The following is a 22,300-nucleotide window of genomic DNA, read 5'->3' as shown; positions in this document are numbered from 1 at the left end:
TCAGGACGTCACTGGCCCGTGGTATGAACACGCACCTGAGAATTGACGTTGGTGCGACTGCTAATGCTAGCAGTTAAGCCGAAAGGCGGCTGATTCACATCGGGGTCAAACCTGGCGTTCGCCGGTCTCGCTTTCGGTGTCCGGCTTGGATTTACGTACCTTGTCAGCAGAGTCCACCCGGTCCCCCGCCTCAGAGTCCGTCAGGTCGTCTTCGACGTAGCCCTCGACGGGATCCTCGCTCGGCCCGGACTCCGAATCCGGTGCTGCGCCGGGGTGATAGATCTCCGACGGGGTCTCGCGACCCTTCGGAGCGAGAACCACGTAGATCGCCGCACAGGCGAACACCACCGCAGCGGTGAACAGATTGACCCGCACACCCCAGATCAGCGAGGCCGTATCGGTGCGCATCGTCTCGATGACAAACCGGCCGACGCAGTATCCGGCGACGTACAGCGCGAACAGTCGACCATGCCCGATCCGGAAACGCCGGTCGATGACGACCAGCGCGATCACGATCAGGATGTTCCAGAGCATCTCGTACAGGAACGTCGGTTGCACGATCGCGTAGACGACGCCGTTGGATTTGCCGTCGATCAGGCCCGGGCTGACATAGCCGGAGGAGTCGACGCGTTCGTAGATCTTCAGGCCCCACGGCAGGTCGGTCTTGTCGCCGTAGAGTTCCTGGTTGAAGTAGTTGCCGAGGCGGCCGATGGCCTGGGCCAGCAGAATCGGCGCAGCGATCGCATCACCGAAGGGCGGCAACTTGATGCCGGCCCGGCGGGCACCGATCCAGGCGCCGAGCGCGCCGAAGGCGACCGCACCCCAGATGCCCAGGCCGCCGTCCCAGATCTTGAGCGCATCGATCGGGTCTTTGGGTCCGTCGCCGAAGTAGGTCTTCCAGTCGGTCGCCACGTGGTAGATCCGGCCACCGATGAGACCGAAGGGCACCGCCCAGATCGCCACGTCGAGGACTTCACCGTCGCGGCCACCGCGGGCGACCCAGCGCTTGTTGCCCCAGAAGATCGCCACGATGATGCCGACGATGATGCAGAGCGCGTACGCCCGGACCGGGAAGGGTCCCAGATCCCAGACCCCTTGGGAGGGACTGGGGATGTAAGCCAGCGGCTCCGTGTTCACGAACGAACCCCGGAGCGCATACGCACGCCCTCGGCCAGTTCGGAGGTGAGGCCACGTAGCGCGGCATCACCTTCGGCCACCGCGGAGACCAGCGCCGAGCCGACGATCACACCGTCGGCGTATTCGGCGATCTCCGCTGCCTGCGCCTTGCTGCGCACGCCGAGTCCGACACCGATCGGGATGTCGGAATGCGCACGGATCCGGGCACACAACTCCGGGGCCATCGACGACACGTTGTCGCGGGCGCCGGTGACGCCCATCGTCGAGGCGGCGTAGATGAAGCCGCTGCTCGCTTCGAGTGTCATCGCCAGCCGCTCTTCCGTCGACGACGGAGCGACCAGGAAGATCCGGTCGAGCTTGTGTTCGGTGGAGGCCGCCATCCAGTCGTCGGCCTCGTCCGGGATGAGGTTCGGCGTGATCAGACCCAGACCACCGGCACCGGCCAGATCGCGAGCGAACCGGTCGATCCCGTACTGCAGCACGGGATTCCAGTACGTCATCACCACGGCGCTGCCACCGGCGTCGGCGATGGCCTCCACAGCGGTGAACACGTCACGGACCCGGATCCCAGCGCGCAGCGCCTGTTCAGCCGCATCCTGGATCGTCGGGCCATCCATGACCGGATCGGAGTACGGGACCCCGACTTCGATGATGTCGCAACCGGCTTCGACCATCGACCGCATCGATGTCAGCGAACCGGGCAGGTCCGGGTATCCCACCGGTAGGTAGCCGATCAGCGCACTGCGCCCTTCGGCGCGGCAGCGATTGAACAGTGGTCCGAGCCGAGAGTCGGCTTCAGGCATTGTCTGTGTCCTCGTCTAGAAGTCCGAACCATTTGGCCGCGGTGTCAACGTCTTTGTCGCCACGCCCGGAGAGATTGACGACGATGATCGCGCCCTCCCCAAGCTCGACGCCGAGCTCGAGCGCACCGGCAATGGCATGCGCCGACTCGATCGCCGGGATGATGCCCTCTTTGCGACTGAGCAGGGCAAGGGCATCCATGGCCGCGCTATCGGTGCACGGACGGTATTCCGCGCGGCCGATGTCCTTGAGGTATGCATGCTCGGGGCCGACGCCCGGATAGTCGAGTCCTGCTGAGATGGAATGGGATTCGATGGTCTGGCCGTCTTCGTCCTGCAGCAGGTACGAGTAGGCGCCCTGGAACGCACCCGGTGTTCCACCGGTGAACGTGGCGGCATGGCGTCCGGTTTCGACACCGTCGCCTGCGGCCTCGTAGCCGACCAGTCGCACGTCTTTGTCATCGATGAAGGGATGGAAGATGCCGATCGCGTTCGAACCGCCACCGATGCAGGCGACCACGGCGTCGGGCAGCCGGCCGGCGGAGCGCAGGATCTGCTCACGGGCCTCGAGACCGACCACACGCTGCAGATCGCGGACCATCACCGGGAACGGGTGGGGTCCGGCGGCGGTGCCGAAACAGTAATAGGTGTTGTGCGCGTTGGTGACCCAGTCGCGCATGGCCTCGTTGATCGCGTCTTTCAGTGTGGCCGAACCTGTGTCGACGGCGACCACAGACGCACCCAGCAGACGCATCCGCGCCACGTTGAGTGCTTGACGTTCGGTGTCGACGCGACCCATGTAGACGATGCATTCGAGACCGAACATCGCACATGCGGTGGCAGTCGCCACGCCGTGCTGACCGGCGCCGGTCTCGGCGATGATGCGCTGCTTGCCCATCTTCCTGGCGAGCAATGCCTGGCCGAGAACGTTGTTGATCTTGTGAGATCCGGTGTGGTTCAGGTCTTCTCGCTTGAGGAAGATCCGCGCGCCACCGGCATACTCGGAAAGGCGTTTGGCCTCGTACAGCGGCGACGGACGCCCGCTGTAGTCACGTTGCAACCGATCGAGTTCACGCAGGAACTCGTCGTCGGTACGAACCTTCTCCCAATTGACGGTGACCTCTTCGATCACGGCCATCAGGGCTTCGGGCACGTGCCGTCCGCCGTAGACACCGAAATGTCCACCGCGATCGGGTTCGACCGATGTCCTGTTGACCAGACCGGCACTGGCCTGAGGGAGTTCGGAATAGAAGGAAGCTGATGCGGCAGACGGCGAGGTCATGATGAAGACAGGGGCCTAACGGACTGGTTTGGGGCAGGACGGGTGGGTTCCGGCGGTCACCAGTTCCGAGACGGCCGCACGAGGGTCACCAGCTGTGACCAAGCCTTCTCCGACCAGGACCGCATCGGCGCCGGCGCCGGCGTATGCCAGCAGATCGGCAGTTCCGCGAACCCCGGATTCGGCGATCCGGATCACCTTGGAAGGCAATCCGGGAGCAATCCGGGCGAAGCTGTCGCGGTCGACTTCGAGGGTCTTGAGATTGCGCGCATTGATGCCGACCACGGATGCTCCGGCCTGCAGCGCTCGATCTGCTTCTTCCTCGGTGTGCACCTCGACCAGCGCGGTCATCCCCAAGGACTCCGTGCGGTCGAGCAAAGAGCTGAGCACGTTCTGCTCCAGGGCAGCGACGATCAGCAGGATGACGTCCGCGCCATGGGCACGGGCTTCGTGGATCTGATAGGGGCCCACGATGAAGTCTTTGCGCAGGACCGGGATCTGGACCGCTGCGCGAACGGCATCGAGATCGGCGAGCGATCCGCGGAACCGACGTTCCTCGGTCAGCACGCTGATGATCCGCGCCCCGCCGGCCTCGTAGGCCTGCGCCAGCGCGGCCGGGTCGATGATGACGGCCAGGTCGCCTTTCGACGGGCTGGCGCGCTTGACCTCGGCGATGACACCGATCCCGGGCTCACGCAACGCTGCGGTCGCGTCGATGGGCTCCGGTGCTGCCGCGGAGGCGGCTTTGATGGCAGCGAAGTCGATCACAGACTCGCGTGCTGCCACATCGGCCTTCACTCCGGCCAATATCGAATCAAGGACGGTTTGCTTGCTCATCATCAACCCCTTTCTCACGCCACTGACGAGATATAGTCGGTCGCGCAAGACCCCAGCAGCTCGTGTTTCAGTAAACAAAGGGTAGCTGCGACCCGGTTAGCGGTGGATTCGGGGTACCGCCAACCAAAGTGAGAACCGTCACCTTTCGCGATCCGGCGGGTCAATGGTCGGATCGTCGCCGGTGTCGAGGGCATCCCAGAGCATCCGTTCGTTGCCGTCACCTGGCGTCGAGCCGGTCTCGCCGGGGGTCGGGGCCCCCGCTTCGCCAGAGCTGTTTTCAGCCGCATTCTGTTCGGCGTCGCGCTTGGCGAAGACTTCTTTTTCGAGCTCGGCGCGGCGCGCCGCAGGTGACTTGTACTTCGAGGACATCGGCGCATCCCGGGACGCGGTCTGCAGCATCACGACTGCGCCGATCACGGCGGCCAGCGCTCCCGCGATCACGACCAGACCAGGCAAGGTGTTGGTGTCGACCTGCAGCGCCTCATAGCGGGACGGCAACTCGATCACATCCACCGCATAGCCGACGTGGTCGTCTCCGGTCAGCAGCGTCAACGCGGGCAGGAAACCGATGACCGCGACCGCCGCGACGACAAACGCGGTGATCCGCAACGCCCAGCCGCGCAATGATGCCGCTGCCGCGATCCCGGCGAGCAACACGATCGCCAGCGGGGTCAGGAGTGGTGTCCAGTCAGAACCCTTGACCGTGAACGTTCGTGGCGGCGCCATGCCGTCGGCCGCGATCAGTTCGGCCCAGGTCATCCGGGAGGCCGCCCAGAAAGCCAAGGCACCTAATCCGAGCAGGACAGTGATGATCGCCAGCCTCCGGCCACGACCACTCGCTCCCCGACCGGTCGACGCAGCCTTGCCCGCGGACTTGCTCTCACTCATCGTCGGTACCCGCGATCGGTGTCATCGTCTCGGCCGCCGCGATCGCCTTGAGGACCGCACGCGCCTTGTTGCTGGCCTCGTTGTACTCGTAGTCGGCCTCGCTGTCGGCCACTACGCCGCCACCGGCCTGCACATATGCGCGTCCCTCCTTGAGGACCGCGGTACGGATCGCGATGGCGGTGTCGGCGTCACCCGCGAAGTCGAGATAGCCCACGATGCCGCCGTACAGGCCGCGCCGGGTCTTCTCGTGTTCGTCGATCAGTTCCATCGCCCGCACCTTGGGCGCACCTGTCAGGGTGCCGGCCGGGAAACAGGCGTTCACCGCGTCGAGGGCGGTCTTGCCGTCCTGCAGTTGCCCCGACACCGTGGACACCAGGTGCATGACGTGGCTGTAGCGCTCGATGTGCCGGTAGTCCGACACCTTCACCGTGCCCGGCTCGCACACCCGACCGAGGTCGTTGCGTCCGAGATCGACAAGCATGAGGTGCTCGGAGTTCTCTTTTTCGTCGGCGAGTAGGTCTTTTTGCAGCAGCAGGTCGTCGGCCTCGGTCTCCCCACGCCAGCGGGTACCCGCGATCGGATGGGTGGTGGCTACCGAATCCTTCACGGTGACAAGAGCTTCAGGACTGGATCCGACGATCGTGAAGTCGGGTCCACCATTGCCCGGAACCCGCAGCAAGTACATGTACGGACTCGGGTTGGTGGTTCGCAGGACGCGGTAGACATCGATGGGATCGGCGTCGGTCTGCATCTCGAAACGCATCGACGGCACCACCTGGAAGGCCTCGCCCGCCTCGATCTCGGAGACCAGGCTGGTGACGATCGTCCCGTACTCCTCGCGAGTGCGCTGAGCGGTGAACTCCGGTTCTGCGGGGTGATACGTCGAGACGGTCGACGGCGCGGGTGCGGCCAACGCGGCCGTCATCGTGTCGAGGCGGCCCACCGCGTCGGCGTACGCCTCCTCGGCCCGATCGGCACTGCCGTCCCAGTTCACCGCGTTGGCGATCAGGATGATGGTGCCTTCGTGATGGTCGACGGCGGCGATGTCGGTTGCCAGCAGCATTAGCATCTCCGGCAACTGGAGATCGTTCACCGTCGTGTCGGGCAGACGTTCGAGGCGACGGACCGCGTCGTAGGCCAGAAAGCCCACGAATCCACCGGTCAGCGGCGGCAGATCGGGGAACCGATCAGTGGCCAGGATTCGCAGCGACTCGGCGAGGGCGACAAGTGGGTCGCCTCCCGACGGTGCGCCGGCAGGCCGGGTCCCCCACCACTGCGCCTGGCCGTCGACCGAGGTCAGCGCAGCGGGCGAGCCGGCACCGATGAACGACCATCGGGACCACGAGCGGCCGTTCTCCGCGGACTCGAGCAGGAAGGTACCTGGCCGGTCACCGGCGAGTTTTCGGTACGCACCCAGCGGTGTCTCCGAATCGGCCAGGACCTTGCGGGTCACCGGCACAACCCGATGGTCGGCTGCCAGCTCCAGGAACTGGGCCAGCGTTGTGGTGTCTGTGAAGCCGCCTGCAGTGGCTGCAGCGGTGGTCATGTTTGCCATCGTCTCCGATTGTCCCAGTCGCTCGCTATTGACCGAGCGGCTCCCCACCCACACCCCAGTGCGACCGCGGAACCTCGGTGATCGTCACCCACACAGAATCGGGGTTTTTCCCGGTCGCACGGGCATACGCCTCGGTGACCGCGGCGATGGTTTCACGCTTGACCCGATCGCTGAGTCCGGGTGTCTGGGAGATCTGGATGAGTGGCATGAAACGAATGTGCCATAACTCCGCTCGGTTCCGAGTGGGTGACCAGGCGGACGAGTCACGTCAGACTTCAGCGGACGGGTGGCGAATTGACCTATTCCAAACCAGGTGAGCGGCGCCGGCGGCACACTTGACCCCACGTACATGACCTGCGAGGGAGGCTGACCGTGGCCGATTGGGACGGCGACCGAGTGAGCGGCGCCGGCGGCACACTTGACCCCACGTACATGACCTGCGAGGGAGGCTGACCGTGGCCGATTGGGACGGCGACCGATATGCCGACGTCAGTGCGCTGCAGAAAATGGTGGCCGAGGTCTCGATCGGTGATCTCGAACTCGCCGGTGATGAGCGCCTGCTCGACGTCGGCTGCGGCGACGGGTTCATCACAATGCAACTTGCCCAGCGGTTGCCATCGGGTTCGGTCGTGGGTGTGGACGCTTCCCGACGCATGATCGACAAGGCCCTCACCCGAGTGCCTGTCGGCATGCTCCGGGTGCAATTCCATGTCGATGACGCATTGGCCTTGCCGTTCGAGCGCGATTTCGACATCGCGGTGTCGTTCAACGCGCTGCACTGGATCGGAGACCAAACCGCTGCACTGCAAGGCATTTCCCGCAGTCTGGACGATGGCGGCCGGGCCGTCATCCAGATCGTTTGCGCAACAGACCGTCTCAGTATCGAAGACGTGGCCATGGAGGTGGCGGCGAGCTCATCGTGGCGCGAACATTTCGTCGACTTCCAGGCTCCGTACTTCCATGTCGAACCAGACCGGTTCCGCGAATTCGCCGCAACCGCCGGCTTCACCGTCACCGATCTCGATGTGCAGGATCTGCGCTGGCAGTTCGACTCCACCGAGGCGTTCGCACAATGGTTTTCGGTCGGTGGCACGGACTGGACCGACCGACTTCCCGCAGCCGGCGTCGACGGTTTTGTCGGTGAAGTGATCGATCGTTACCAGCAGGTGATCGGCGAGCGCGCTGTGCTGCGATTCAGTCAGATGAGAGCGTCGATGGCACTTGCGAGGCGGTGAAATGTTTCAAGCGGTGAGATGTGTCAAGCAGCGTTGTATTTGACGCGGCGCCAGCCGAAGTCGACGTTGAACACCGGTGCCGGCTCAGCCTTCTCCTCAAAGATGGAGCGGGCACGCTGCATGAACCACTCGGCATCAGCGTCACTGTTCGGGTTCCACATCTCCGGGTTGGTGAAGTACTTGTCCGGGAAATGAGTGTTGTTGGCCTGCGGCAAATCCAGGCTTCCGCGTTGACGCCAACCGATCCGGCCCTGCCAGCCCGGTGGACCGGTATCTGCATTGATGATCTCCGTGATCCACCCCGTCTCACCATCGTGGACCTGCGCATGGTCGGGATCGCACACCAACGTCAACACAGTGATGTCAGTCCATCCACCCTTGGACCATTCCCGCGTGTGATGGACCGCCACCTCAGTGGCCGGAGCATCACACCCCGGGCGTGAGCAGCCCCGCTCAGCGGCGATCAACGCCATCCGCTGATCAGCAGTAGCCAGGCGTTGTTCCCGACCCAGAAACAGGGGGCGGTGCTTGTCGTCGAGCAACGCCAGGAACTTACGGTTCACCCCGGCCAACCGGATCGCGTCACGCACCGGCATCACCCCGCCCGAGGCGGTGGTCGCGACACCGGATTCTTTTTCGAGTTGGTCCAGTGTCATGGTGACGATGACCCGCGCGGGTAGCCCGCGGTGCTGACCCAGAGTCCCTTGTCCGACAGCCAACTCCAACAGCCGTTTGAATGCATCGTGATTACGCTGCCCGGGCGTGCGGTGATCGCGTTTGGCTGCGGCCTGCACGGTGTCTTTGTCGGCTTTATCGGATGGTCCGGACGGCGATTCGGGATCGTTGGGGTTATTCATCCCGGCCGCAGCCCACTTGGTGGCCACAACGTCCCACAGCGCTTTGGTCACAGGATCGAGGGTGCCGGTGATCTCGGCCATCTTGTCCGCACCCTGCTTGGACACCGACAACCCGCGCTTCTGGGCTCGGTCCGCATCGTCGAAATCGCCGTCCGGATCCAAATGATCGCGCAGATACAGCCCGACCCGCTTGAGTTCGTCAGGATCCATCGTGCGGGCAGCTTCGGCCATCAACCGTTCACCGTCAGACCACAATTCGAGGTTGCTGCGAATACTGCCCGGCAGATTACGCAACGTGTCGTCGATGACGCTGTAATGCGCTATCCCGATCGCACCATCGCGCAGCGCCTGCCAGGTGTGCGGATATATCGGCGCGAGTACTTCACCAGACGGGGTGTGCCATTCCCCTACGCGTTCAGCCCGTTTGGACCGTGCACTGGCTTGGGTCGAAGAAATGCGTAGCTGGCGCCGCAAAAACTTGTTGTGCTTCAAACCTTGTTTGGCAGCGACCGACCGCTCCCGCAACTCCACTGCGATCCGCACTTTCACGGCTTCATCACGGCGGGTTTGGGTTTCGATCGTTTGCGCGAGTTCAACAGCCTCTTTGTCCGACAGGTTCGCCAGCGATACGTCAACAAGACTGCGGGACAACACTTCACGGACAGCAACGATCTCTTCCGCATCAAGGGACATGCCCTCGATACGGTTGATGAGATCTGCCACCCCCGACGTCATAGAACAGTTCTATCAGCGACCACCGACAAGTCCCTGACCAGCAATTTCTGACCCACTACGGGCGGAGCGGTCGAAACAGCCGACCACCTACGGGTATGTGCGAGCTCTCAGGCCGGTGCGGTGTACAGCACGTTGGCGTCGAAGCAGGTGTGGTCGCCGGTATGGCAGGCCGCGCCGGTTTGTTCGACCGTCATCAGGACGGTGTCGCCGTCGCAGTCCAGGCGCAGCTCGATCACCTTCTGGGTGTGGCCGCTGGTCTCACCCTTGATCCACTGTTTGCCCCGCGACCGCGAGAAGTACGTGGCCTCACCGGTCTCCAGGGTGCGGGCCAGCGCGTCGTCATCCATCCACGCGACCATCAGCACCTGCCCGGTGCCGGCTTCCTGCACCACAGCGCAGATCAGGCCCTCGGCATTGCGTTTGAGCTGCTCGGCGATCCCGGTGTCCAGCGGCATAGTTGTCACTCCCGTATACGAAACCTATTGGTGCAGTGCTTGATTCAGCACAGTGCATGTCTTAACGGACGGGGATGTCCTCGGCGCGCAATGCGTCCTTGACCTGCCCGATGGTCAGCTCACCGAAGTGAAAGACCGAGGCCGCGAGCACCGCGTCTGCTCCACAACGCACAGCGGGCGGGAAATGTTCCACCGCGCCTGCACCGCCGCTGGCGATCACCGGCACCTTCACCGCAGCGCGCACGGCGGTGATCATCGCGAGATCGAAACCGTTTTTCGTGCCGTCGGCGTCCATCGAGTTGAGCAGGATCTCCCCTACCCCGAGGTCTTGGCCGCGGCGCGCCCATTCCACGGCGTCGATTCCGGTGCCCTCGCGGCCACCATGGGTGGTGACCTCCCAGCCCGACGGAGTCGGGGGCTGACCCTCCGGCACGGTGCGGGCATCAACCGACAGCACGATGCACTGCGATCCGAAGTGCCTGCTCATCTCACCGAGCACATCAGGATTGGCGATGGCCGCGGTGTTGACGCTGACCTTGTCCGCGCCGGCGCGAAGCAGGCGGTCGACGTCGGCGACGGTGCGGATACCACCACCGACCGTCAGCGGGATGAAGACCTGATCGGCGGTGCGCTTGACCACGTCGATCATCGTGCCGCGATTGCCGCTCGACGCTGTGACGTCGAGGAAGGTGAGTTCGTCGGCCCCGGCCTTGTCGTAGGCGGCGGCAAGCTCCACCGGATCTCCGGCATCACGCAGGTTCTGGAAATTGACGCCCTTGACCACCCGGCCGGCGTCGACATCCAGACATGGGATGACCCGAACCGCGACCGTCATATGTACTTCTCCTTCGGAGGTTCAAAAGCCTGGGGATCCCCGATCCGGCCGATCAATTCGATCAGCTCCTCGTGGACCCCGGCACTGGCCGCCACGATCGACGGCGATGTGACCGACCATGGCCGGCCTTCGATGTCGCTGATCCGACCACCGGCCGCCAGGACCAATGCGGCACCGCCTGCGTTGTCCCAGGCGTGGTGGCCAAAGGTGATCGCGCCACCGAGTTGTCCACCCGCGGTGAGCGCAAGGTCGAATCCGGTGCTGCCGAACAGTCGCAGACGCGCTGTCCGCCTGCTCAATTCACCGAGCATCTCCACCCGGTACGCACCCGGATACCGGCCGCGACCGTTGATGTTGAACGCTCCGAACGCCAGCATCGCCTCGCTGAGCTTCTGCTCGGGCCGCGGCGGCACGGGGACACCGTTGCAGAGCAGTTCACCGTCGACAAAACCCTGATAGTTCAAGCCCGACAACGGCAGCCACGTCAGTCCGAGTACCGGCAGTCCGTCGTGGACCAGTGCCAGCAGCATGCCTGCGATCGGCAATCCCGCCGAGTAGTTGTAGGTGCCATCGATCGGGTCGACCACCCATACCGTGCCCTCGGTCAGGTCCGGTCCACCGAATTCCTCACCGTGAACGGCGATCTGGGTGCGCTGCTCCAGCTCCGCCGAGATCGTGCGCTCCAGCTCGAGATCGAACTCGGTGGCAAAGTCGTTATGCCCCTTGGACACCGCGCTGGGTGCACCAACGCCCGACAAAAACCGGTCGGTGCTCTGATCGAGGACCGCAGCAGCGCTTGCCAGCAACTGCTCCGGATCGAGATCGGGTGGGAGGGTCCCTCCGAGCGCCGAACTCATGATGCCGACGCGACCGCCGCAAGCGCCTCGACGAGGGTGAAGCGCCCGGCGTAGAGCGCCTTGCCGACAATCGCTCCCTCGACGCCCGTGCCAACCAGTCCGGCGATCGCAACAAGATCCTCGATGGCGGAGACGCCACCGGAGGCAACCACCGGTGCATTCGTCTTGGCGGTGACCTCCCGCAGGAGTTCCAGGTTCGGTCCGGTGAGGGTGCCGTCCTTGGTCACGTCGGTCACGACGTAGCGGCTGCAGCCATCACGCTCGAGGCGCTCGAGGACGTCCCACAGGTCGCCGCCGTCAGACACCCACCCGCGGCCACGCAGGCGGTAGGACCCGTCGACCAGCTGAACGTCGAGGCCGACCGCGACGCGGTCGCCGTATTCCGCGATGGCGCGTGAACACCACTGCGGGTCTTCCAGTGCGGCGGTACCGAGATTGACGCGGGCACAACCGGTTGCCAGCGCGGCCTTCAGGGAATCGTCGTTGCGGATTCCGCCCGACAGTTCCACCTTCACGTCGAGTTCACCGATCACCTCCGCCAGCAGTTCACGGTTGCTGCCGCGACCGAATGCGGCGTCGAGATCAACCAGATGCACCCACTCCGCGCCGTCGCGCTGCCAGGTCAGGGCCGCCTCGCGGGGCGAACCGTAAGAGGTTTCGCTGCCGGCGGCACCCTGCACCAGCCGTACTGCCTGGCCGTCGGCCACATCGACCGCCGGGAGCAGTTCAAGTCGTGCATTCATGCTGGGGATCAATCTCCTTCGATTTCTGATTGGTCTGCTTCTTCGCGCATCGCGCGGGCCACGCGGTCGACCATCCGGTTGGCAACAATACCCATCGCGACAATTGCCAGTATCAGCGCCAGAAGCGCAACGATCAGGGCAGCGACCGGTGACACCTTCGCCAGTCCGATCACGATCACCGCCGAGACGGCCAGCACCACGACTCCGGCACCCACGGTGAAGAGGGCCAGCCGGGCAAACGAGAACCGCGGTGCGGTCATCATTGCGGCGCAGGGCTTGTCACGGCGTTCACGTCAATGACCCGACCCAGTTGTTGAGCAGCCGGGCTCCGGCGTCACCGGACTTCTCCGGATGGAACTGGGTGGCACACAACGGGCCGTTCTCCACCGCGGCGAGGAATCGTCCCCCGTGGGTGGCCCAGGTCAGCTTGGGCGCCTTGAACAGTGCGTCCGCGGGCAACTCCCAGCTCTGCGCGGCGTACGAATGCACGAAGTAGAAGCGCTCCTCTTCGGGCATGCCCGCAAAGAGCATCGAATCAGGTTCTGCCTCAACGGTGTTCCAGCCCATGTGCGGCAGCACCTCGGCCTGGAGTTGAGTGACCGTACCCGGCCACTGCCCGCAGCCCTGCGCTTCGGCTCCGAATTCGACACCGCGTTCGAACAGGATCTGCATACCGACACAGATGCCCAAGACCGGGCGGCCACCGGCCAGCCGGTCGTCGATGATGCGGTCGCCCTTGACCGCGCGCAGACCTTCCATGCATGTCGCGAACGCGCCGACGCCGGGCACCACGAGACCGTCGGCCTCCAACGCGATCGCCGAATCGGACGTCACCTTGACCTGCGCGCCCGTCCGCTCCAGTGCCCGCTGCGCCGAACGCAGATTGCCCGAACCGTAATCGAGGATCGCAACCGTCCGATCGCCGTTGCTGCCGCTCACAGGGCCCCCTTCGTCGACGGCACACCACTCACGCGTGGATCCGATTCGGTCGCGGCGCGCAGCGCGCGTGCCACAGCCTTGAACTGGGCCTCGGTGATGTGGTGCGGATCGCGGCCGTAGATCGTGCGCACATGCAGCGCGATCTGGGCGTTCATCGCGAGAGTTTCGAAGACGTGCTTGTTGATGACCGTGTGGTACGGCACGCCGGGATTGCCGCCGATGGTGGTGGTCAGCATGTGCTCGGGCTCGCCGGTGAACACGCAGTACGGGCGACCGGAGACGTCGACGATGGCCTGGGCCAGGGTCTCGTCCATCGGGATCCAGGCGTCGCCGAAGCGGCGGATGCCCCTCTTGTCGCCCAGAGCCTTCGCGATGGCCTGGCCGAGCACGATCGCCGTGTCCTCGACGGTGTGGTGGGCCTCGATCTCGACGTCACCCTTGGCCGCCACCGTGAGGTCGAAGCTGCCGTGCGCACCAAAAGCGGTGAGCATGTGGTCGTAGAACGCCACGCCGGTGGAGATGTCGGTGCGCCCGGTGCCGTCGAGATTGATCTCCACGGTGATCGAGGACTCCCGGGTGGTCCGCTCGATGCGGGCCACGCGCGGTTGTGCGGTCATTTCTGCTCTCCGATCAAGTCTGTCTGGCCTATTAAGTCGGTGCGGGCCAGTTCGGCGCTGCGGGCCAGCAGCGCGTCGTTTTCGGCGGGCAATCCGATGGTGGCACGTAGATGGCCCTCGATCTGCATGTCACGGATCAACACGCCACCGTCGAGGTAGTTCTGCCAGCTCGCGGTTGCATCGGCGAACGGGCCGAACAGGATGAAGTTGGCGTCGGAGTCGACCACCGAGTAGCCCAACCGGGTCAGTTCGGCGGTGACACGCCCCCGTTCGGCGACGATCGCGGCGACCCCGGCGAGGGTGTCGTCGGCATGTCGCAGAGCCGCCCGGGCGGCGGCCTGCGTGACCACCGACAGGTGGTACGGCAGCCGTACGAGCAGCAGCGCGTCGATCACGGCCGGATCGGCGGCCAGGTAGCCGAGGCGTCCGCCTGCAAAGGCGAATGCCTTGCTCATCGTCCGGCTGACCACGACCTTGGCGGGGAACTCCTCGATCAGTTCGACCGCACTCGGTGCCGCAGAGAACTCGCCGTATGCCTCGTCGACGATGACGATGCCCGGCGCCGCAGCAGCCACGGCGCGCACGTCGTCGAGTGAGATGGACCCACCGGTCGGGTTGTTGGGTGAGGTCAGGAACACCACATCGGGTCTGCGCTCGGCGATTGCCGAGAGTGCGCCATCGAGGTCGAATGAGAAGTCGGCGTTGCGCTTTCCTTCGATCCAAATGGTGTCGGTGCCGGTGGAGATGATCGGGTGCATCGAGTACGACGGGACAAACCCCATCGCGCTGCGGCCCGGACCGCCGAAGGCCTGCAACAACTGCTGCAGAATCTCGTTGGATCCATTTGCCGCCCAGAGGTTTTCGGCACCGAGCGCAACACCCGTCGCCGAGCTGAGGTAGGCGGCGAGATCGGTACGCAGCGCGACCGCGTCCCGGTCCGGATACCGGTGCAGCTGCGACGCGGCCTCGCGTACCGACGCCGCGACGTCGTCGATCAGTGCCTGCGACGGCGGATGTGGGTTCTCGTTGGTGTTGAGGCGGTACGGCACGTCGAGTTGCGGTGCGCCATAGGGCGACTGGCCCTTCAGCGTCTCGCGCAGCGGTAGGTCGTCAAGCCCGATCCGTCTGGTGGAGGAGGTGGGGGTCGAAGAAGTCACCGAAGATCCTCCGAACCGGCGAACCGCAGCCGCACGGCTTCACCGTGCGCGGGCAGATCCTCCGCCTTCGCCAAGGTCTGCACGTGCCCGGAGACCTCCTTGAGTGCGGCCTCGTCGTAGTCGATGACGTGCACGCCGCGCAGGAACGTCTGCACCGACAAACCTGAGCTGTACCGCGCCGAACCCGACGTGGGCAGAACGTGGTTGGAGCCTGCGCAGTAGTCGCCCAGGCTCACCGGCGAGTAGTCACCGACGAAGATCGCACCGGCACTGCGCACTCGGGCAGCCACCGCAGCAGCGTCCCGCGTCTGGATCTCGAGGTGTTCGGCGGCGTAGGCGTTGACCACCTGCAGGCCCTGATCGATGTTGTCCACCAGAATGATTCCCGACTGCGGACCTGCCAGGGCTTCACGGACGCGGTCGGTGTGCTTGGTCCGGGAGACCTGAACCTCGATCTCTGCGTCGACGGCGTCGGCGAGCTCCGGGCTGTCGGTGACCAGGACAGAGGCTGCCATCACGTCGTGTTCGGCCTGGCTGATCATGTCGGCGGCCACGTTGACCGGACTGGCCGAGCTATCGGCCAGGATCGCGATCTCGGTGGGGCCTGCTTCGGAGTCGATGCCGACTACGCTGCGGCACAGCCGTTTTGCCGCCGTCACGTAGATGTTGCCCGGGCCGGTGATCAGGTCGACAGGATCGAGGTCGGCGCCGTCGGTATCGGTGCCGCCGTAGGTCAGCAGGGCGACGGCCTGTGCGCCGCCCACCGCCCAGACCTCGGTGACACCGAGCAGCGCGCAAGCCGCCAGGATCGTCGGATGCGGCAAACCGTCGAACTGGGCCTGCGGGGGCGACGAGACCACCAGGGATTCAACACCGGCCACCTGGGCGGGCACCACGTTCATGACCACGCTCGACGGGTAGACCGCATTGCCGCCCGGCACATACAGACCGACCCGGCCGACGGGGATCCAGCGTTCGGTGACTGTTCCACCGGGTGAGACCTCGGTGCTCACGTCGGTCCGACGCTGATCGGCGTGGACCCGACGGGCCCGGTCGATCGCCTCGGACAGCGCGGCGCGGACGTCGGGATCGATCTCGGCCAAGGCCTTCTCGATCTGCTCGCCGGGAACCCGCACGGTCTCCGGTGCCACGCCGTCGAACTTCTTGCCGTAGTCGAGCGCCGCGGAGGCACCATGCTCGCGGATCGCCTCGATCACCGGTTTGACCTGGCCCAAGACCGTGTCGACGTCGGTGGCGCCGCGCGGAAGGGTCCGGCGTAGTTGAGCGGTGGTGGCGTTGGCACCGCGAAGGTCGGTGCGGGCAAGCATGAGCACGAACTCCTGACGAATCGTTGGCGATCCGCATTGCCCGTGGATTGGCCACTGCGGACTTACTTCTAGGATATGCGTTCCGGCCAGCAGTTTTTACCAGCGCCCCTAGGATCTCAACATGGTCTTCGCCGCACGACTCCTCATCAATGCTGTCGCCATCTGGATCGCAGCAGCTCTCATCAACGGGATATCGATCGCCACGGACGGCCGCGACACCGGCGCCCAGATCCTGGTGGTGCTGTTCATCGCGCTGGTCTTCACCATCGTCAACACCGCGATCAAGCCGTTTGTGCAGCTGTTGTCTCTCCCCCTGCTGATCCTCACATTGGGACTGTTCACCCTGGTCATCAACGCATTGATGCTGTTGCTGACGGCCTGGGTCACCGAGACCACCGACTTCGGCCTGAGCGTCGACGGATTCTGGACCGCGGTCGGTGGCTCGATCGTGATCTCGGTCGTCAACTTCCTGCTCGGGGCACTGGTCCCCGACCGTCAAGACCGCTGACGTCGCCCAGTCCGGTCAGAGTGTTGCGGTGTCGATCACAAATCGGTAGCGCACGTCCGAAGCCACCACCCGCTCGTAGGCCTCGTTGATCTGTGAGGCATTGATCACCTCGATCTCGGCACCCAGGTTGTGCTCGGCGCAGAAGTCGAGCATCTCCTGGGTTTCGGCGATTCCACCGATCAGTGATCCGGCGAGCGAACGCCGCTTGGACACCAATGTCATGGCCTCCACTGAAATCGGGTTCTCCGGCAGGCCCAATTCGACCAAGGTGCCACCGACAGCAAGCATCGACAAGTACTGATTGATGTCGAAGTTGGCGGAGACCGTGTTGAGGATGAGATCGAACTTCCCACGGAGTTCGCTGAAGGTGTCGGGGTTGTCGGTCGCGTAGTAGTTCTGCGCACCCAGTCGGAGTCCGTCTTCCATCTTCTTGAGGGACTGTGAGATGACACTGACCTCGGCGCCCATGGCGTGAGCGATCTTGACACCCATGTGTCCGAGTCCACCGAGTCCGATGATCGCGACCCGCTTGCCGGGTCCGGCGTTCCAGTGCCGCAGCGGCGAGTAGGTGGTGATGCCTGCGCACAGCAGCGGCGCGGCGACATCCAGCGGCAGCCCCTCGGGGATGCGTAGGACGTAATTCTCGTCGACCACGACCTCCTGGGCGTAGCCACCGGTGGTGACCTTTCCGTCCCGGCCGACCGCGTTGTAGGTGCCGACCATGCCCTTCTCGCAGTACTGCTCGTCTCCCTGCAGGCAGGGCTCGCACTCGCGGCAGGAATCGACAAAACAGCCGACGCCAACCCGATCGCCGACCTGGTACTTCGTCACCTCTGAGCCGATCTCGGCGACCGTGCCCGAGATCTCGTGGCCGGGCACCACCGGATACTGCGCCTGGCCCCATTCGTCGCGAACCGTGTGGATGTCGGAATGACAGATACCGGCGAAGGCGATGGCGATCCGCACGTCGGCCGGACCTACGTCACGGGTCTCGATTGTCATCGGGACCAGTGCACCCTTCGCGGATGGAGCGGCGTAGGCATTGATGGTCGGCACAGATAAACCTCCGAGAATGTGGGGATCGCGGTGTTGAACCGCGCATTCAAGCGTACATACGCATATGTCCTTGGCTAACGAATGCGACGTGCACCACAGTCCCCACCCACGCAAGCATTTCCGTTTGCGCCCCGCTTTTTCAGCGGTGCCGGCACAGACACGGAGAAGCTGTTGAGATTGACGAAATCAGTCGCCGATCCAGTCGAACCCGATGTCGAGGGCGGTCACCGAATGGGTGAGTCCGCCGACGGCGAGGTAGTCGACGCCGGTGCGGGCGTATGCCTCGGCGACGTCCACGGTCAGTCCACCAGAGCTCTCGAGTTTGGTGGACGGCGACTTGGTGTTGCGACGCTGCACCGCCATCTGGGTCTGCCAGAGCGGAAAGTTGTCCAGGAGAACGAGTTCGGCACCCAGAGCCAGAGCCTCGTCGAGTTGCTCGAGACTGTCGACCTCGACTTCGCAGGTGATGTCCGGGGCAGCGGCACGTACTGCATTGAGTGCCGCGGTGACCGATCCGGCGGCTGCGACGTGGTTGTCCTTGATGAGCGCCTCATCGCCGAGACCCATCCGATGGTTCTGTCCACCACCGCAGCGCACCGCATACTTTTGCAGAGATCGCAGACCCGGCAACGTCTTCCGTGAGTCTCGAATGACGGCGTCGGTGCCCTCTACCTGCTGCACCCACAACGCGGTGGCGGTGGCGATTCCGGACAGATGACACATGAGATTGAGTGCGGTTCGTTCGGCCACCAGCAAACCCGCCACCGGTCCCCGAAGCGTTGCGATCGCCGTACCGGCCTCGAGATGCGCGCCGTCCTTGAGGCGATCGAGGACCTCGTACTGACCGGCACCGATGACAGTGTCGAAGACCCGCAGAGCGATGTCGAGGCCGGCGAGGACGCCGGGTTGCCGGTTGGCGAGCACCGCGGTTGCAACGGCACCCTCGAGAACCGTTGCAGCTGTGGTGACATCAGGTCCGTAGCGCAGGTCTTCGTCGAGCGCGGTGGCAATGAGCGCCGCAACCTCGGGTGTGCCGGCCTGGTTGTCCGTCACTCGCCCACTCCCGGGTTACCGATCTCGATCATCCGCTGAACACTGCGACGTGCCTTCTCGGCAACGTCGGGAGCCACATGAACCTCATCTTTGCCTTCACGCAGGCAACGCAGCAGCGCGGCCGGGGTGATCATTTTCATGTACGGGCAGGAGGCACGGTCGTTGACGGCCTGGAAGTCGACATTGGGTGCAGCTTTGCGCAGCTGATGGAGCATGCCGACCTCGGTGGCAACCAGCACCTGTGTGGCGCCGGTTTCCCTGGCGGCGTCGAGCATGCCACCGGTGGAGAGGATCTTGACCTTGTCGGCGGGTACAAAACCCTCGCCGGCCAGGTACAGCGCCGATGTGGCGCAACCACATTCGGGGTGTACATACAGCTCGGCGTCTGGGTGTGACTTCGACTTCGCGGTGAGCTCATCGCCGTTGATGCCGGCGTGGACGTGGCATTCACCGGCCCAGATCTGCATGTTCTCGCGACCGGTCACCCGCTTGACGTGGGCGCCGAGGAACTGGTCCGGCAGGAACAGGACCTCTTTGTCGGGATCGATCGAGTTGACGACATCGACTGCATTCGACGACGTGCAGCAGATGTCAGTGAGCCCCTTCACCTCGGCCGTGGTGTTGACGTAGGAGACGACCACCGCATCGGGGTAGTCGGCCTTCCAAGCCCGCAGGTCGTCCGCGGTGATCGAGTCGGCGAGGGAACAGCCGGCCCGCTCGTCGGGGATGAGCACGCGCTTGTCCGGGCTCAGGATCTTTGCGGTCTCGGCCATGAAGTGCACACCACAGAAGATGATCTCGTCGGTCTCGGCCTCGGCCGCGATCCGCGACAGGGCAAGCGAATCCCCTACGTGATCGGCAACGTCCTGGATGGCAGGCAGCTGGTAGTTGTGCGCCAGCAACGTGGCGTTGCGCTTCTTGGCGAGACTCTTGATCTCGGCGAACCATTCCGGCGTCGGCTCGACCCCGGTGTAAAGGGGTTCGGTCGATCCGAGTGTGAGTGACGTGGTTGTCATGACAACCACCCTCCTGTTCATGGCGCCGGTCTTCGGTGGCCGGCCTGGGCTATGGGCGGGGGTTTTCGACTGTAGATCGAAAACCTCCTCCGATCCTACACCCGGCATGTGCGCACCCTCACACTCCGGCCTGCGATACCCCGGTCACGCCTGGTCCCAGCACCCACGGCGCACGCACTACACTCGCAGCCATGCCGTCGCCGAGCGCCTTCCATGAAGTCCTCTGTGCCGTGTTCCAAGTCCGCGAGCATCAGGTCGGCGAGCCGCCCGTGCTGTCGATTTTGTTGTGGCAGCGCGCTTTTGAACCGCAGGCCGGGTCGTGGTCACTACCCGGCGGCAATTTGCATGATGACGAGGACCTGAAGTCGTCGGCCTTGCGACAGCTCGCCGAAAAGGTGGACCTACGCCAGGTGGCCCACCTCGAGCAGCTGTCCGTGTTCTCCGAACCCGACCGTATCCCCGGCCCGCGGGTGATCGCGTCGTCCTACCTCGGCATGGTGCCGTCGGATTCGCAACCGAACCTGCCGCCGGATACCCGCTGGCACCCGGTCTCAGACCTTCCGGTGATCAGTTTTGATCACCGCAAGATCGTCGAACGGGCACGCTCGAGGCTGGCTGCCAAGCTCTCGTACACGAATATCGCGTTCGCACTCGCGCCTGCCGAGTTCTCGATGTCGGCCCTGAGCGACATCTACTGCGCAGCCCTTGGCTATCCGGTGGACTCGACCAATCTGCTGCGCATCCTCTCGCGACGCGGCGTGATCACCGCGACCGGGACCGTCGGCCGAACCGGCCCGTCGGGTGGACGGCCGCCCGCTCTGTACCGCTTTGCCGACAAGCAACTGCGCATCACCGACGAGTTCGCAACGCTGCGCCCACCTCTGTAGACCCCTCGAGCGGGCAAAGATGCTGTGTCACTTGTCCATCACCTGAGGTATCGCCTGCTCCCCCGCTTCGGCGAACAGGTCCGCGACGCGGTCTGCCGTCTGCAACGACTTCCTCGTGGTCGAGTAGATGCCGCTCGCCAGGATGACCATCCCCAGTCCGGCGGCGACCCACCACAACGGCGCCATGTCCGAAGCCGATGATGTTCCGTGGTCGCCCGCGATCACCGAACCCGCCATCGCACCCGACAACGCCACACCGATACTCACACCGACCTGCCTGCTGGTGGATGCGATCGCCGAAGCTGCCCCGGCCCGGTCCCTCGGCATACCGCTGACCGCGCCGGTGGTGATCGGCGCGTTGACCATGCCGAAACCGATTCCGAACAAGCCAAAGGTGATGAGTAGCTGCCAGATCGGTGTCACATCGTCGATGGTCGACATCAACACGGACGCAATCGTCAGGAGCGTCCCGGCAGCGACCAGCGACGGCCGGGTGCCGTAGTGACCGACCAGCCGCCCGGACAGCGGAGAGAAGAGCAGCGTTCCCGCCGCCAACGGCAGGAACATCAGACCGGTCTCGATCGGGCTGAATCCACGGATGCTCTGCAGGTAGATCGACACCACAAAAAGGAAAGCCCCATAGGCCGCAAAAGCGCAGATACCGGTCACCGTGGCGGCCGAGAACGGAATACTGCGGAAGAACCGTAGGTCGATGAACGGGTCGTGATGACGCAGTTCGTAGCGACAGAACGTCCCGAACGCCATGACGGTGACCGCGAAGATCCCGATCGTGGCCGGGTCGGTCCAGCCCATCGAGGGTCCTTCGATCAGGCCGAAGACCAGGCCTGCCATGAAGACCACCGCCAGCGTCTGACCGACCGGGTCGAGACTGCGCACGTGCAGCGACTTCGACTCGGGCACAACAAGTGCGGTGGCCACCACTGCGATGACGCAGATCGGCAGGTTGATCCAGAACACCGCTTCCCAGCTGAAGAGTTTGATCGCGGTCCCGCCGACGATCGGCCCCAGTGCCATCGAGATGCCCACCACCGCACCCCAGACCCCGACCGCCCGAGCCCTCTCCACCCGGCCCGGGAAAGTGTTGGTGATGATCGACATCGCGACCGGGTTGAGCATCGAACCACCGATGGCCTGGACGAAGCGGGCCGCGATCAGCACCTCGATGCTCGGGGCCAGACTGCAGAGCAGCGAACCGAGCGCAAAGGTGATCAGGCCGATCTGGAAGACGCGGCGGCGACCGAACTTGTCGGCCATCGTCCCGGCCAAGAGCAGCAGGCTGGCCAACACCAGGGTGTAGATGTCGATGACCCATTGCAGCTGTGACGCACTGGCATCAAAATCCGCACGGATCGACGGGATCGCCACGTTGACGATGGTCGCGTCCATCGTCACGATCAGCAGGCTCAGACAGCAGGTCACCAGAATTGCGTTCTTACGACGCGGACTGAGCACCGCTGCTGAGGTCACCTGGTAATTGTGATACTTGTCAACTACTGCGAATGCGG

23 protein-coding genes and 1 pseudogene are annotated in these 22,300 nt (G+C 64.5%); 3 read left to right on the top strand and 21 right to left on the bottom strand.

From position 1 onward, the window contains the following. Positions 1-194: 194 nt before the first annotated feature. The 7 genes and pseudogenes from lgt to AC1TQG_RS27640 all read right to left on the bottom strand — a co-directional run. Positions 195-1,137, bottom strand: a pseudogene (lgt, locus tag AC1TQG_RS27670) (prolipoprotein diacylglyceryl transferase); the annotation flags it as partial. Further along, positions 1,134-1,940: a tryptophan synthase subunit alpha gene (gene trpA / locus AC1TQG_RS27665; protein ID WP_482142126.1), complete on the bottom strand. Its 807-nt coding sequence runs from the start codon at positions 1,938-1,940 to the stop codon at positions 1,134-1,136. The gene trpA and the pseudogene lgt, both read right to left, overlap by 4 nt. Further along, entirely contained in the window at positions 1,933-3,219 is a 1,287-nt protein-coding gene (trpB, locus tag AC1TQG_RS27660) for a tryptophan synthase subunit beta (protein WP_482142125.1), read from the bottom strand. The genes trpA and trpB overlap by 8 nt, the downstream gene beginning before the upstream one ends. 15 nt (positions 3,220-3,234) lie before the next feature. Then, entirely contained in the window at positions 3,235-4,053 is an 819-nt protein-coding gene (gene trpC, locus AC1TQG_RS27655; RefSeq protein ID WP_482142124.1) for an indole-3-glycerol phosphate synthase TrpC, read from the bottom strand. A 138-nt stretch (positions 4,054-4,191) separates the two neighbouring features. Further along, a complete protein-coding gene (locus AC1TQG_RS27650; protein ID WP_482142123.1) occupies positions 4,192-4,941 on the bottom strand; it encodes a TIGR02234 family membrane protein in 750 nt (249 codons plus the stop codon). Continuing rightward, positions 4,934-6,487: an anthranilate synthase component I gene (locus tag AC1TQG_RS27645; RefSeq protein WP_482142122.1), complete on the bottom strand. Its 1,554-nt coding sequence runs from the start codon at positions 6,485-6,487 to the stop codon at positions 4,934-4,936. Before AC1TQG_RS27645 ends, AC1TQG_RS27650 begins: the two co-directional genes overlap by 8 nt. 34 nt (positions 6,488-6,521) lie before the next feature. Beyond that, positions 6,522-6,704 carry a tautomerase family protein gene (locus tag AC1TQG_RS27640; RefSeq protein WP_028462844.1) on the bottom strand — a complete coding sequence of 61 codons (183 nt, stop codon included), beginning with the start codon at positions 6,702-6,704 and terminating at the stop codon, positions 6,522-6,524. A 247-nt stretch (positions 6,705-6,951) separates the two neighbouring features. Between AC1TQG_RS27640 and AC1TQG_RS27635 the strand changes: the two genes are divergently transcribed. After that, complete coding sequence (locus AC1TQG_RS27635; RefSeq protein ID WP_482142121.1) at positions 6,952-7,731, top strand: class I SAM-dependent methyltransferase; 780 nt, start codon at positions 6,952-6,954, stop codon at positions 7,729-7,731. A 23-nt stretch (positions 7,732-7,754) separates the two neighbouring features. Here AC1TQG_RS27635 and AC1TQG_RS27630 read toward each other — a convergent pair whose 3' ends face one another. The 10 genes from AC1TQG_RS27630 to hisD form a co-directional block, all read right to left on the bottom strand. Then, a complete protein-coding gene (locus AC1TQG_RS27630) occupies positions 7,755-9,323 on the bottom strand; it encodes an HNH endonuclease signature motif containing protein (RefSeq protein WP_482142120.1) in 1,569 nt (522 codons plus the stop codon). Between the two features lie 107 nt (positions 9,324-9,430). Continuing rightward, a complete protein-coding gene (gene hisI, locus AC1TQG_RS27625) occupies positions 9,431-9,778 on the bottom strand; it encodes a phosphoribosyl-AMP cyclohydrolase (protein WP_482142157.1) in 348 nt (115 codons plus the stop codon). Between the two features lie 61 nt (positions 9,779-9,839). Further along, a complete protein-coding gene (gene hisF, locus AC1TQG_RS27620) occupies positions 9,840-10,613 on the bottom strand; it encodes an imidazole glycerol phosphate synthase subunit HisF (RefSeq protein ID WP_482142119.1) in 774 nt (257 codons plus the stop codon). After that, positions 10,610-11,470, bottom strand: coding sequence for an inositol monophosphatase family protein (locus tag AC1TQG_RS27615; protein WP_482142118.1), 861 nt, complete (start codon positions 11,468-11,470; stop codon positions 10,610-10,612). Before AC1TQG_RS27615 ends, hisF begins: the two co-directional genes overlap by 4 nt. Beyond that, complete coding sequence (priA, locus tag AC1TQG_RS27610) at positions 11,467-12,213, bottom strand: bifunctional 1-(5-phosphoribosyl)-5-((5-phosphoribosylamino)methylideneamino)imidazole-4-carboxamide isomerase/phosphoribosylanthranilate isomerase PriA (RefSeq protein WP_482142117.1); 747 nt, start codon at positions 12,211-12,213, stop codon at positions 11,467-11,469. The genes AC1TQG_RS27615 and priA overlap by 4 nt, the downstream gene beginning before the upstream one ends. A gap of 8 nt (positions 12,214-12,221) precedes the next feature. Continuing rightward, entirely contained in the window at positions 12,222-12,476 is a 255-nt protein-coding gene (locus tag AC1TQG_RS27605) for a hypothetical protein (protein ID WP_482142116.1), read from the bottom strand. Between the two features lie 25 nt (positions 12,477-12,501). Next, positions 12,502-13,152, bottom strand: coding sequence for an imidazole glycerol phosphate synthase subunit HisH (hisH, locus tag AC1TQG_RS27600; RefSeq protein ID WP_482142115.1), 651 nt, complete (start codon positions 13,150-13,152; stop codon positions 12,502-12,504). After that, positions 13,149-13,769: an imidazoleglycerol-phosphate dehydratase HisB gene (gene hisB, locus AC1TQG_RS27595; RefSeq protein WP_482142114.1), complete on the bottom strand. Its 621-nt coding sequence runs from the start codon at positions 13,767-13,769 to the stop codon at positions 13,149-13,151. Before hisB ends, hisH begins: the two co-directional genes overlap by 4 nt. Continuing rightward, a complete protein-coding gene (locus AC1TQG_RS27590; protein ID WP_482142113.1) occupies positions 13,766-14,926 on the bottom strand; it encodes a histidinol-phosphate transaminase in 1,161 nt (386 codons plus the stop codon). The genes hisB and AC1TQG_RS27590 overlap by 4 nt, the downstream gene beginning before the upstream one ends. Continuing rightward, positions 14,923-16,254: a histidinol dehydrogenase gene (gene hisD, locus AC1TQG_RS27585; RefSeq protein WP_482142112.1), complete on the bottom strand. Its 1,332-nt coding sequence runs from the start codon at positions 16,252-16,254 to the stop codon at positions 14,923-14,925. Before hisD ends, AC1TQG_RS27590 begins: the two co-directional genes overlap by 4 nt. A gap of 121 nt (positions 16,255-16,375) precedes the next feature. Between hisD and AC1TQG_RS27580 the strand changes: the two genes are divergently transcribed. Further along, positions 16,376-16,762 (top strand): phage holin family protein, encoded by a 387-nt coding sequence (locus tag AC1TQG_RS27580; RefSeq protein ID WP_482142111.1) that lies wholly within the window; start codon positions 16,376-16,378, stop codon positions 16,760-16,762. Positions 16,763-16,777: 15 nt separating this feature from the next. Here AC1TQG_RS27580 and AC1TQG_RS27575 read toward each other — a convergent pair whose 3' ends face one another. The 3 genes from AC1TQG_RS27575 to nadA all read right to left on the bottom strand — a co-directional run bounded on the left by AC1TQG_RS27575 (position 16,778) and on the right by nadA (position 19,887). Continuing rightward, entirely contained in the window at positions 16,778-17,818 is a 1,041-nt protein-coding gene (locus AC1TQG_RS27575; protein WP_482142110.1) for an NAD(P)-dependent alcohol dehydrogenase, read from the bottom strand. A gap of 186 nt (positions 17,819-18,004) precedes the next feature. Next, positions 18,005-18,871, bottom strand: coding sequence for a carboxylating nicotinate-nucleotide diphosphorylase (gene nadC / locus AC1TQG_RS27570; protein ID WP_482142109.1), 867 nt, complete (start codon positions 18,869-18,871; stop codon positions 18,005-18,007). After that, positions 18,868-19,887, bottom strand: a complete 1,020-nt coding sequence (gene nadA / locus AC1TQG_RS27565) for a quinolinate synthase NadA (protein ID WP_482142108.1) — start codon at positions 19,885-19,887, stop codon at positions 18,868-18,870. Before nadA ends, nadC begins: the two co-directional genes overlap by 4 nt. A 191-nt stretch (positions 19,888-20,078) precedes the next feature. Between nadA and AC1TQG_RS27560 the strand changes: the two genes are divergently transcribed. Next, entirely contained in the window at positions 20,079-20,774 is a 696-nt protein-coding gene (locus AC1TQG_RS27560) for an NUDIX hydrolase (protein WP_482142107.1), read from the top strand. A 27-nt stretch (positions 20,775-20,801) separates the two neighbouring features. On the opposite strand, the gene AC1TQG_RS27555 is transcribed toward AC1TQG_RS27560, so the two are convergent. Then, the gene (locus tag AC1TQG_RS27555; RefSeq protein ID WP_482142106.1) at positions 20,802-22,262 is read right to left on the bottom strand and encodes an MFS transporter; all 1,461 of its coding nucleotides are present in this window, start codon (positions 22,260-22,262) and stop codon (positions 20,802-20,804) included. Positions 22,263-22,300: the final 38 nt, after the last annotated feature.

The organism is Williamsia sp. Y844 (assembly GCF_056786475.1).
This window is presented reverse-complemented; position numbering and strand designations above follow the sequence as displayed.